This window comes from Thermus sp. (assembly GCF_037444525.1).
Classification (GTDB): domain Bacteria; phylum Deinococcota; class Deinococci; order Deinococcales; family Thermaceae; genus Thermus.
Genome location: NZ_JBBIMD010000067.1, coordinates 1 through 11,932, shown reverse-complemented (window position 1 = coordinate 11,932; position 11,932 = coordinate 1). Strand labels below are relative to the sequence as shown.

General features: G+C 66.4%; 11 protein-coding genes. All 11 read right to left on the bottom strand.

Annotated features, from left to right (window positions below):
• Positions 1–316: 316 nt before the first annotated feature.
• Positions 317–1,534 carry an ArsR family transcriptional regulator gene (locus WKI94_RS10165; RefSeq protein WP_337845626.1) on the bottom strand — a complete coding sequence of 406 codons (1,218 nt, stop codon included), beginning with the start codon at positions 1,532–1,534 and terminating at the stop codon, positions 317–319.
• A gap of 11 nt (positions 1,535–1,545) precedes the next feature.
• Positions 1,546–2,199: a LamG-like jellyroll fold domain-containing protein gene (locus tag WKI94_RS10160; RefSeq protein WP_337845625.1), complete on the bottom strand. Its 654-nt coding sequence runs from the start codon at positions 2,197–2,199 to the stop codon at positions 1,546–1,548.
• A 116-nt stretch (positions 2,200–2,315) separates the two neighbouring features.
• Positions 2,316–2,897 (bottom strand): hypothetical protein, encoded by a 582-nt coding sequence (locus WKI94_RS10155; protein WP_337845624.1) that lies wholly within the window; start codon positions 2,895–2,897, stop codon positions 2,316–2,318.
• Positions 2,898–3,562: 665 nt separating this feature from the next.
• The gene (locus tag WKI94_RS10150) at positions 3,563–4,879 is read right to left on the bottom strand and encodes a S8 family serine peptidase (RefSeq protein WP_337845623.1); all 1,317 of its coding nucleotides are present in this window, start codon (positions 4,877–4,879) and stop codon (positions 3,563–3,565) included.
• 64 nt (positions 4,880–4,943) lie between these two features.
• Complete coding sequence (locus WKI94_RS10145) at positions 4,944–6,176, bottom strand: peptidase S8 and S53 subtilisin kexin sedolisin (RefSeq protein WP_337845622.1); 1,233 nt, start codon at positions 6,174–6,176, stop codon at positions 4,944–4,946.
• A gap of 134 nt (positions 6,177–6,310) precedes the next feature.
• Positions 6,311–8,008, bottom strand: coding sequence for a tetratricopeptide repeat protein (locus WKI94_RS10140; RefSeq protein WP_337845621.1), 1,698 nt, complete (start codon positions 8,006–8,008; stop codon positions 6,311–6,313).
• 251 nt (positions 8,009–8,259) lie between these two features.
• A complete protein-coding gene (locus WKI94_RS10135) occupies positions 8,260–9,060 on the bottom strand; it encodes a cytochrome c3 family protein (protein WP_337845620.1) in 801 nt (266 codons plus the stop codon).
• Positions 9,057–9,584 carry a YceI family protein gene (locus WKI94_RS10130; protein ID WP_337845619.1) on the bottom strand — a complete coding sequence of 176 codons (528 nt, stop codon included), beginning with the start codon at positions 9,582–9,584 and terminating at the stop codon, positions 9,057–9,059. The genes WKI94_RS10135 and WKI94_RS10130 overlap by 4 nt, the downstream gene beginning before the upstream one ends.
• A gap of 38 nt (positions 9,585–9,622) precedes the next feature.
• Positions 9,623–10,039, bottom strand: coding sequence for a hypothetical protein (locus WKI94_RS10125; protein WP_337845618.1), 417 nt, complete (start codon positions 10,037–10,039; stop codon positions 9,623–9,625).
• Positions 10,040–10,257: 218 nt separating this feature from the next.
• Entirely contained in the window at positions 10,258–11,487 is a 1,230-nt protein-coding gene (locus WKI94_RS10120; RefSeq protein WP_337845617.1) for a HAMP domain-containing sensor histidine kinase, read from the bottom strand.
• Between the two features lie 2 nt (positions 11,488–11,489).
• The coding region (locus WKI94_RS10115) for a response regulator transcription factor (RefSeq protein WP_337845616.1) at positions 11,490–11,932 on the bottom strand (443 nt) is incomplete at its 5' end.

The window sequence follows — 11,932 nt, the reverse complement described above, 5'->3', positions numbered from 1 at the left end:
TTCCTTACACGACCGGTACCCCCATTCATACACATACCCTTACACATAATTCCTTACACGACCGGAGATCCCTTAAAGGAACGCGCTGCGGTTTTCCTGCCATTGCAAGCACATTATAACCGAAAAATGGCCCCCACCCTCCGGACCAGTGGGCTTGCTTTCCGCCGCCCAAACCAGGCCCATGCCCTGGGGGTGCTTGCAGAAACCAGCCAGACGCCTAGAAGCCTCCGGAAAGGTGCGGGCTGCACTCGGAAGGGCCCAAAGCTGAGCCCCCTCGCCCCGGTGAGACCCTGGGCTGAGGGGGAAAGCGGAGGGCCTACCAGGTGAAGCTCAGAAAATGCTGCGCCACCTCGAAGCGCCCGGGGTGGTGGCGGTCTAGGAAGAGGGTGTAACAGGTCGAGGTCTCCTGAGGGAGGGGCCTCGAGGTGAGGAGGCCCGCCAGGGGCTGGTCCCCCCCGAAAGCGGAGGCGCAGAGCTGGACGCTACCCCCGCTCGGCACCACCCCGGAAAACCCCGGGGCCTGCTCCAGGTTGAAGGTGTAGGTGGGGCCGGTGGCCACCCCCGGGCTTGCGAAGTGCCGCCAGTAGCGCGCCCCGGGCTCGGCCAGGAGGAGGGCGTAGCCCAAGGGGTTGAGCCCTGAGGAGAAGCCCACGCTTCCTAAGGGGGTGAAGGTGAAGGTGGGGAGGGCATTGGCGGTATGGATCTGCACCACGGCGAAGGTGTGGGAAGGTACGGGAAGGTTCACTGTGCTTCCCGGGGCCGCCAGGGGGTCCTGGTTGGCGAGGCGGAGGATGCTCAGGCTCGTCACGAGGTCGGCGTGGACCTCCAGGAGCTCCCCTGGGGTGAGGGCGCTGGGGTCTGGGCGGGGGACGGTCTGGCTCCCCCCGTTCCAGGCCGCGAGGTCCACCGTCACCCCGGTGTCCAGGTGCACCTGGGCGCGGGAAGGGAAGCCCGTGGGGGTGACGGCGGTGAGGGCGAGGGCGGGGGAGAGGGTGAGGGTGGGGCTAGAGGGGATGGGGATCAGCCCGCTCCGGCCGAAATAGGTGGCCCCCCCGAGGCTTCCCAGGACGGCCACCTCCCACCCCGGCCCTTGGGGGGCGGTCAGACCGTTGAAGCTCCCACCGGTGACGTTGGCCTGCCCCCGGGCGGAGAAGGCCGTCCCGTTCACGGAGGGGTTGGCGTTTCCGGAAACCACCGCGGTGGGGCTATGCCAGTCCAGGGGGCAACGCAGGATTAGGGCGTTTCCCACCTCGTTCCGTTTGGCCTCGAGGCTCACGTAGGAAAGGGGGCTCGCGCTTGGGCACCGGAAGCCCACCGCGAAGGTGGCGCCCGATCCCGCGGGCAGGGGCAGGACCCAGCTGGACTGCCCCGTGGGGAGGGCAAGCCAAGCCCCAGACCCCACCCGCCAGGCCGCGGCCAGGGGCTGGAGGGGCTCGCCTAGGCCATCCACCAGGTTCACCGTGAGGGAAGGGGCACCCGGGCCGCTGCAGGCTGAAAGAAGCCCAAGCGCAAGGGGAAGGCCCATCTTCCGCATACCCTTCCCTCCTACTGACCGCTCCACTGACCTGGGATCTTGTCGAGCCGGACTTCGTCCAGGCCAATCTCGCAGTAGTACAAGCCGCTTGGGGCCTGGTGCATGGCCCCCATCCAGAGGGGAATGGTGTTGGAAAGCCCTGTAGGGGCGGTGAAGGTGCCCGCGGGGGTTCCGTTCACGAAGAAGGCCCCCAGGGTGCCGTCCACCTTGAGCCTCACCTCCGTCCAGGTGCCGGTGTTGGCGTTGGGGTCATAGTTGGCCGCAAAGGTAGTTGTTCCCGTAAAGGTGGCGCCGTTTAGCCGCGCTACGGGGCGCACCTGGCCGGGGCCCACGCCCTCGAGGTAAAGGGCGTAGCCCGTCCCCGTGTTCGGATCCCACTTGTCCACCACCGGGTAGTAGGCCCCCATTCCGCACTGCACTGGGGCCACCCAGGCTGTGAGGATGAACCGGGCCGGGGTGAGGCTAGGGGTGCTGGGCACCTCCACGTAGCTATCCCCGTTTCCGGGGAAGTAGAAAGCTTTGCCCATGTGTCCCAAAACGCTCCAGGGCCCGCCTGGGTTGAAGAGGCTTTGCACGGCCCCCGGCTTGGGGATGCCGGTGAGGTTCTGCACGGTCTCGGCCACGCTGGTAGCCCCTGGGAGCTCATCCAGGGGCCAATGGGCCACGGGGCAAGTGGGGCCGGTGCAGACTTGGGAGGGGCCAGTACAAGCCACCAGGGCTACAAGCAGGAGTGCGACCCCTTGAACCTTGATCCAAGTGCGAACGGGCATGCTGCCTCCTTTTAGCGGATGTCCTTTTTCTCAATGCCCCTAAGGGCCAACCCGCGAAAGGTGAGCCCCAGCAGGGCATCGCCCTCCACGCGGTCTTCGATGCTGAGGGAAACGGGGAGGGTTGCGCACGGGGGGCAATCAATTTCGCCCACCCGGTGGCGGGCCACCCTCTCCCCGGTGGCGAGATCCTGGAGCACCAGGTAGTACTCGGGCTCTTCCCGCACCAGCTTCGCTTCAGCGAGCAAGGGAGCATGCCCTTCTTCCCGCCAGTAGAGGATTCCTAAGGGTTGGCCCAGGTAGTCCTCGAGGGAGGAACTGCTCGGGGCAGCCGTGTAGGGAACCAGAGCTACTTGAATATCCCGGCGGAACAGGAGGGCCATTTCGCCGTTATTGATAAGGCCCTTCTTGGGGCTGACTTCAATAAGGGCCTTCAGACGATCCTTGAAGTTATCCAACGCAGGTAGGTTCAGGTTCATCGGTTGGAGGGGCAGGTCGCTGGGCAGCTCGCCTTCAACATGGGCAATGACCCGCGCGGGGTTGAAGTACTGGCACCCATCGAAGACGTAGATGTTGCCCCACTTTCTCCAGCTCACCAGAGGCCCGGTGAAACAAGGGTGGATTTGGGGCCCAGCCGTGGGCACTCCCGTGGTCAGGCCGAGGGGTAGGGTTTGCACGGCCCGACCCCCTTGGCCTTGGGCACCGTACCAGTTCATTACCCGTTGGCCGTTCGTGCTCGAGGGTTTGCCGATTGCCGAGCCCGGGCTGCTGCACTTACCGGTGCTTGAACACTTGATGGTGATGGTTACGATACCTCCCAGGCCGTAGCCGTTGGTGTCCGAGTCGCTGGGCCCCAGGTGTGCTAAGACCCGAGTTTCCTCACTATCGGAAACCACGGTGGCGACGGTGGCGTAGTTCGAGGCTTGGGGGCGGAGGCTGACAGGTACCACATCCGAGAACGCGGTAAGCGCCTGCCCGACAAGGGTTCCGGCCTCCTCTAAAGTCGCTTGGGCATTACGTTGGACATCCTCAAGGGAGACCGAGCCGGTGGGGCTCGAGCAGCCCCCCAGGACAAGGGCCGCGGGTAACGCGAGGGCTAGGGCCATTTTTCTAAGCATCCAGGACTCCTTTCTGAAGCTTTTGAAGCTTCCAGCCTGAATGTAGCAATCCCCCCCTTAACTAAGCCTGAACCGGCCATGAACTCCCCTCGGCCAAAAAGCATCCCGGGGGCCAATTGGCCCCCGGGGCAGAAGGGCTTCGCTCAGGGCTTTTGGGAAAGGTCCACCATCCCCTTGCCCACCTCCTGGGGCGGATGGGGCAGGGGCCTAGCGTACTGCTCGAGGTCCTGCTGAAGCTGGGCAGGAGAAAGGTTGGGATTAGTGGAGAGCCACAGGGCCATGGCCCCAGCCACGATGGGGGTGGCGAAGGAGGTGCCGGTGCAGCTTCCCAGCCCCCCGCCAGGGGTCACGCATTCGAGGGCCGTGCCCGGCGCCGCCAGATCCACATAGGCCCCGCGGGTGCTGTAGGGGGCGGGCCTCAAGCCCCCTTGGGTGGGGTCCTGCTCCAGCGCCCCCACCGCCACCAGCCCCGGCAGGTCAAAGGCCGCCGGGTAGTGGGCGGGGCTACCCTGGTTCCCCTGGTTGCCCGCAGCGGCCGCCACCGGGATCCCCTGGCCCAAAGCGGCCTGGAGGGCGAGCTTAAGGGCCTCCACCGGGGTGTCGCCTCCCAGGCTCAGGTTCAGCACGGTGGGGCCTTGGCGGTTTCCCACCACCCAGCACACCCCCCGCACCACCCGGCTGGCCCGGCAGACCCCATTCCCATCGCAGACCCGTACCGGGATGATCTGGGCCTCCGGGGCCACCTCCACCACCAAACCCGCTGCCCCGGTGCCGTGGCCGCCCGGGAAGGCGTCCTGCGGCGCGGCGTCGCCCTCTACAAAGTCGTAGCCGGGAAGCTGGGGGATGGCCCCGTCCACCCCGGTGTCCAGCACCGCCACCCGCACCCCACGGCCCCCCACTCCTCGGTTATGGGCCAGTGGGGCCCCTACCACCTCCCCACCCCAACTGCTCAGGCTCCACAGGCTCTCGGGGTCGGCCTTGTAGCTGGGGTCCTGGGCTTCCAGCTCCGCTAGGGCCCGGCCCAGGGCATCCCCGCTGTAGCCCAGCTCCGCCAGGGCAAAGCCGCAGCCCTGGAGATCGTCCCTTCGAAGCAGCGTAAAGCCCGTGGGCAGGCGGGGGGTCTGGCCTAGGGGCAACCGCAGCAGGATGCGGTTGCGGTCCACCTGGCCCAGCACCCCCAGGGTGGCGCGGGCCTCCTGTGTCCCCCGCACCACCCGCACCACCTGGGGGCCGCCGGAAAGGTTGGTGGGCACCCGAAAGCGCAGGGTGGTGGCCTCACGAAGGGTGACCGCGGCCTCGGTCCCGCCGACAAAAACCTGCGCTCCCTCCGCGCTCATCCCCCCCAGCCGGGCCTCCACCTCCTCCCCCAGCGCGGCCCGGCTGGGGGAGAGGCTCAGGCTGGGGGAGGAGGGTGCGCAAGCCGAAACCAGCAGCAGTACCGACCAAAGCCATGTGCGCATAGGGCACCTCATCGCCGTAGAGAACGCTGCATCCGCTCAGATCCAGGATCCAGGTGGGCATGGTTTAGGGAAGGGAGATGGAGCCACCGCCTACGGTGAAAGAATTAGTCTCAGCGGTAGCTACCTGGAGGTAATCCCCCGACTGGAAAGCACTGAGGTTGTTGACGTCAAGGGCAAAAAGGTTTTTGTTGCCTAGAATAGCGTCAATTTTGAAAGATCCTCCCCCTGAGGTAGGGGTAGTGTAGCCCAACAAGCCGGGGGCCGAAAGGTCAGGTAGAGTATAGGTTGTTGTGCTTCCCAGCCAGCTTTTGCTGAGGGTAGCGGTGTAGTAGAGCTGTGCGGTGAGCTGAAGGTATATCCGGTAGCCCTGTAGGTCGCTATCGCTCCGCGAGAGGCCGCTGATGCTGGGGTGGGCGGTCTGGTTCACGCTGAGGCTGCCGGCGGTCCAGGGCGCGGGCAGGCTCAGGCTGGGGGTGCCGGTGAAGAACTGGATGCTGGTGAGCGAGGCGTTGGTCGCCATGGCGATGGAGAGGGCCACGTAGCGATCCCCGCTGCCAAACCCGCTCACGGGCCGGTAGCTGGTGGGGGAGGCGTTCACCTCACCCCCGCCCGTGTTGCTGGCGCTTGCGTAGAAGACCAGCGCACCGGGGAAAGCGGTGTAGCCCGCCGGAGGGGTGGGCAGGGTAAAGCTGACGGGGGTGAGCTGATCGCTCGAGGCCAGGCTGACGTTGGTGCTGCCGCCCGCGCTCACGTTCACGCCCTTGACCACCTTGGCCACCTTGACCATATTGCTACTATCGGTCAGGACAATCAAAAGATCCCGGCTGCCGGGCTCGAGGTTGGCCATGATAGCCACGTTGTTGCTCGCAGGCTGGCAACCCGATCCGTTTATGCATACCTGATCTCCCGAGGCCAAGAGGCTGTTATCCACGCTCACATTTACGGTGAAGCTGACGGTGGCAGGCGTGCTACTGCTGCATTCCAGTTTGGGGTTGGGAAGTTCGCTCGCCGTGGCCTGGATGACGTTGACCACCAGGCTGCTGCAGCGCACCGCCACCCCGTACTTGCTCTGCCCGTTCAGGCTGAAGGTAGCGGTTTTGGTGGTGGTGCCCGTCATGCTGAGGGCCTGCCAGCTCCCCGAGCCCACCTGGTAGGCAGCGGCGTTGAAGCTGCCTAAGGGGTCTTCCACGGTGAGGGTGATGCTGCTGGGCGGTGGGGTGGAGCCAGAACCACAAGCGGCCAGCAGGGTGACCAGAAGACCTAGCGAGAAAAGGCCTACCGCTCTTGAGATGTGCATCTACACGCCTCCTTTCTTTAGTACGCGCCCACGGCAAAACCAGGCAGTGGACTGTGGAATACAGGGTCGTGCTATGGTTTGGGCCTGGCTAGGCCTGGCCTGCCGTGGGCAGCGGTAGGTTAGCAAAGGAGGTCTTAACTAGGTCTGAATTCCGCCAGCCGGTTCCGGTAACGCTCGGCCAGCACGGTGTAGCGGGCTTCCTCCAGCAGGGCGATGGCCTCCTCCAGGCTGGCCCGCTCACCGGTGAGTTCGGCTAGGTTGGCCAGCACTGCCGCGGTTAGCACCCACTCCTGGCCCGCCCGGGCCAGCCGCAGGGCCTCCTGGTAAGCGGTCCGGGCCTCCTCAACCTTACCCTGGCGGTGGTAGAGCGCCCCCAGGTTGTTCCAGGCCCGTCCCATGGCCTCGAGGTTGCCCTGGGCCAGGGCCAGGGACTCGCGATAGAGCTGTTCGGCCTCCTCGAGGCGGCCCTGGCGCTCCCGCACCACCCCCAGGTTGAGGTAGACCCTGGCCCGCAACCCCTCGCGCTCCCCTACCACCTCCAAAACCTCGGCGAAGGCCTCCTCCCCCTGGCCCAGCTCGGCCAGGGCCACCGCCCGGTTGCTCAGGGCCCCTAGGTGGCGCACCTCCTCCCCGGCCATCAAAAAGCGCACCGCCGCCCGGTTAAAGGCCTCAGCGGCCTCCTGGAAGCGGCCCTGGCCCAGGAGCATCATCCCCTGCAGGTTGAGCCCCTCGGCCTGGGCAAACAGGCTACCCCCCGCGGCGGCCTCGGCCTCGGCCCGGGCCTCCTCCAGGTGCCCCAGCCTTAGCAGCACGCTCCCGCGCAGGGCGCTGCGGTCTGGGCTGGGGGGTAGCTCGTCCAGAAGTTCCAGGGCTTCGCGGTAGCGCCCGAGCCGCTCCAGCGCCCTGGCCCGCAGGAAAAGGAGCTCCGCGTCGGCGGCTAGATCGGCCAGCAAAGCCAGCGCCTCCTGGGGGCGCTCGTCCACCAGGCTGCGGGCCAGGCGCAAAAGCGCCAGGCGGCCCCTGGCGCGGTCGGCTTCTTCCCAGTACGCGCGGGATGCTTTATATAAAGGTGCAGCCTCGCCCAAGGGAAGCAGGCGGGCCAGCTCGAGGGCCACCTTGCGGGCTTGCAGATTGGGGGGGGCCGTTACCAAAGGCCGCCCCTGGGCATCCAAAAGCCCCTGGCGGACCAAAAAATCCAGAGCCTCTGCTGGGATGCCCAAAAGCTCCACGGCCTTGCTCAGGCCTACCCACTGCACCGCGAAGAAAGCCTGTTGCACCTCAGGAGGAAACGCCCTTAGTCGGGGCTGCTCCTCCACCACCTCCGGCACACCAGGAAGCTCCAGGGCCTTTTGCAGCAAGGCCTCTCCCCTCTCCCACCAGCCCAAACCGGCCAAGGCCTCGGCCTGTCGTTGGTGCGCCTGCCATAGGGCCAGGGCCAGGGCTTCCCGCTTACTCCAGACCCACTCTTCAAGCTCAGGGGAGAGCCTATCATCCGCTCCTTCCAGGAAACGGCCCCTATAGAGCCGACGGGCCTCATCCAGCCTCCCCTGGGCCAGGGCTTCTTGCAGTTCCAGCGCATCGCAGGCCACGCTAGCGGAAAGCACCTCCTTGCCGGTGACCAAGATGCCGGCTGAGCGCAGCCGGTTCAAGGCAACGGAGAGGCTGTTCAGGCCGTCGCTGGCTCCAGGCCAGAAGAGCTCGGCCAGGTGGCGGCGGGAGCGGGGTCCTTCCAGGCATAGGTAGGCCAGCAGCAACAGGGGTTTCTTCTGAAGAGGGTTCCCCTGGCCTGAGGGATCGGGCTCGAGGGCTAACTTTCCCAAGGTGCGTAGCATGACCCCCCCTGAAGGGTTTCGACGTCCAGACCGATGGATGCCCCGACGGGCGCTTGATTACCCGCATGCTACCACACCCCCCCGTTCACCACCCAGCAACCCCCGCGGCATGGCTCCCAGGGCCCCGCTGAAGCTTTGGCTTCGGCGGGACGACCAAGGGAAGGGGATAGCTTTTTTCCCGGTAGCAGAGTTGCCTTCCACCCGGAGCAACAAGGCATGGAGGCCCCAAAAGGACCGCGAGGTAAAGGGGTTCAGTCTCGGCGCCACGCCTTTCCGTCGGGCAGGTGGCAATAGGCGCAGAAGTTGTTGGGCAAGGTGGCCTGGAAGCTCTTCTCGTCGTCGGGGTTTTGCAGAAGGGTCAGCTGGGCCCGGATGAAGGCCCTACCTTGGGCCAGCTCGGCCGGGCCGATGCCCTGGGCCCCCCGGTGGCAGCGGGTGCAAGAGGCGCCCCCGCCATGCTCCGCCACGTCCCCGTGGCGAGAGGTGAAGTCTAAGCCGTGGTCGCGGGGGGCGTGGCATTGGCCGCAGCTGGGGCTCCCCTTACGCCCCAAAGCAGTGAAGATGGGGGCGTTTACGGGGGGGCGGGCGCCCTCTAAGTCCGCGGGGCGGGTACGGCCGTCATGGCAGCTCGCGCAAAAGCGGCCCAAGGATGTGGCGTCATGGGGCTCGAGGCCCGGAGTAGGGGCCCGGCTGGGCCAGGTCTTGTGCTCATCCAAGCGGGTGTGGCAGAGGGTGCACTCCTTGGCCCCCAAGGCCGCAAAGTGGCGCTCATGGCTGAACACCACCCGGCTGGCCTCCGCCTTGGGGGGGTAGGTGATCTCAATGTCGTTGGGGGGGCGCCACTGGCGCTTGGGCTTCAAGCGGCCTTTCTCCCACTCCACATACTGGCCGGGCGTCAGGGAACCCAAGCTGGGAAGGGGGGTGCCGTCGGAAAGGAAGGCCTGGCCCTTTTCAAGGTCGTAGCGCACCCAGAGGTAAGCCTCGGCTTCATCCCCGGCTAGGGCCACCGCTAGGGCCACCGCCACCAGGAGAATAGGCCCGCGCAACCTCATGGCCTGACCTCTGCCCAGATCTGCACCTGCACCTCGTCCCGTACCCGCATGCCCATGAGGCTAGGGGGGGTCATGCCCCAGTCGGTGATGCGCGTGGTAAAGCCTCCTTGGAAGATGAGGGCCTTCCCTTGGGCCTGGACCTCACCGGAAATGCGCACGGGCTTCTTGACCCCGTGGATCTCCAAGACGCCCCGGATGGTCACAGGGCCGGGCACCGGGCCCTCGAGGCCCTCCAGCTCCAGACAGGCCTGGGGATAGCGGTCCACCTCAAAGAGCTTGCGGGTGTGGCTATCCCGCAGGGGCTCCCCTGAGTCCCATCGGCGCTGGTCCAAACAGACCCGGCCCCTCAGGGCCCCGGTGGCCTTGTCCCAAGCGACCTGGCCTTCCAGGGTGGGGTTTTCCCCCTTCCAACTCCCCAACGGCGCCCGCCCCTCGTACACCACCCGGCCCTGGAGGGTGTACGGGGTGGAGTCGGCCAGCGTCCAGGCCACCATCAAGGCTAAAAAGGCAAGGAACCTCCTCATAGCAAGGACCACTGTAAGGGGGCTGCGTAAACCCAGCGTTAACGCCTCAAGGCCTCCAACCCCAGCCAGCGCACCCGTCCCCCTTCCCAGCGCCCCCGGGCGAGAAACCAACCCGGGTCCGAAGGGGCAGGGGGGGCAAGCCCTAGGGGTAGGGGCAGGGCACCCCAGTCGTCCGCATGGGCCAAGAGGAGCACATCCCTCCCAGGGGAAGCTGCCTGCAGGAAAAAGGGGGTTTGCTCCCCGGGGCTGTACCAGGCCTCCACGAAGGAAGGCCGAACCCCTAGAGGGGCCCCTGGGCCCCGGTAGTAGATGAAGCGCCCGGGCTTAAGGATGCGGAGGCGCTGGACAAGGAATCGCTCTCCCGACTTCCGCCCTTCAGCCTCCACCCACATCCCCGGGGCCACCCAAGAAAGCCAGGGGGAGTCCCCTTGGAGGACGTAGGCCCCCACCTTCACTTGCCCCTCGTGGACCGCCAAGACCTGGCCGTAGAGGTGGATAGGCCGTTCACCGCTATCCTTGCTGTCCTTTTTGTCTTCTTTATCTTTATCTTTATCTTTATCTTTCTTTTTTTCTCTGTCCTTCTTTTTCTCATCGTCCTCTCCTTTGGGCTCTTCCCGGGAAGCCCAAGCCCCCCCCAGAAGCGCCCCCAAAAGGGCAAGGAAGCGACGTCGGCTTATCCCTTGACCAAGGGCAACCATAAGGCCACCTCGAGGCCCGGCTCCAGGTTACGCACCTCCAGCCTCCCCCGCAGCACCTCCGCCAACCGGACCACGAAGGCCAAGCCCAGGCCTAGCCCCCTGGGGCTTCCAGAGAGGAAGGGCTCTCCCAAGCGGGCCAGGAGGGGAGGAGGCAGGCCAGGCCCGTGATCCCGCACGCAGAAGGCCGCCTCCCCCTGGCCCAGGCGCACCTGGAGGTGCACGGGGGGTCGGCCATGGTGGAAGGCGTTTTCCAAAAGGTTCTCTAGCGCCTGGAGCAAAAGCTCCGTATGGCCCATCACCCAGACCGGCCCCTCGGGGACCTCGAGGGCCACCCCGGGGTGGACCTGGGCCGCCTGCCGGACCACCTGACCGGCTTCCAAGGGCCTAGGCTGTACCCCTTCGGCCCGGGCCAGGTGCAAAAGGCCCTCCAACACCGCCTCCATCCGCTGGAGGTGGAGCTTCAGCTCCAGCCGGGCCTCCTCCCAGGAGACCAAACCCGCCTCTAGAGATTCCAGCTGGGCGCAGAAGGCCGCCAGGGGGGTGCGAAGCTGGTGGGAGGCGTAGCGGGTGAAAAGCCGCTCCCGCTCCAAGGCCCGGCGCACGCCCTCCACCATCCGGTTGAAGGCCACCCCCAGGCGGTGGAGTTCGTCCCGTCCGGGGGGGAGGGGCAGGGGGTCAGGAAAGCGGGCCTGGGCCAGCTCCTCAATGGCCTGGGTCAGGCGAACCAGGGAGCGCAGGAGGGGGGAAGGGAGCAGGGCACCGGCAAGGAGGGCCAAAAGGAGGCCCACGAACAGGGTGGCCAGGCCCGCCCGCAGGTAGTCCCTAAGGGCCTTGCTGTGGGCCCAAAGGTCCATGGCCACCTCCAGACGGTACCCCCCTTCCAAGGGGGTGGCGAGAACCCACCAGCCCACCCCGTTGGCCGGAAAAGGGCGGCCCCCCTCCAAAAGCACCACCCCGTCCCGCGACAGGCGGAAGGTGCCTAGGGCCAGCTCCGGGCTGAAGACCAGGCGGTCGGGGTCCAGGGTGGGGGGGTCGGTGCGCAGGTCCAGGGCCTCGAGGACCACCCGCCGGAGCTTCTCCAAATCTAGGGCCAGATCGCTCTCCAGGGCGCGGTTCACAAAGACCAGGCCCACCCACACCTGGGTCAAGGAGAGGAGGATCCCTACCCCCAAAAAGGCCAGCGTAAGCCGGAAGCGGAACCCCATGCTTACAACCCCAAAGCGTACCCGCTGGGCAGGGTACGGATGACCTCGGCTCCGAGTTTCTCCCGCAGCTTGCGGACGTACACTCGGACGATGCTATCGGAGGTGGACTCCGGGAAGAAGCGCTCCCAAAGCTCCTGGGGGGTGAAGATCCGGTGGGGATGGAGTACGAAAAGCTCCAACAAGGCAAACTCTTTGGGCGCAAGCTCCACAGGGCGCCCCCACCAGCGCACCGTCCGATCCACCAGGTCCACCTCCAACGGTCCCCTCTGAACCCGGGCCTGCTTGGAGCGGGCCTCCCGCCGCAAAAGGGCCCGGACACGGGCCATGAACTCCTCCAGGTGAAAGGGCTTGGCCAGGTAGTCATCGCCCCCCAGGTCCAGGCCCCGCACCCGGTCCTCCAGGGCGTCACGGGCGGTGAGGAATAGGATGGGCCCGCTGTACCCCC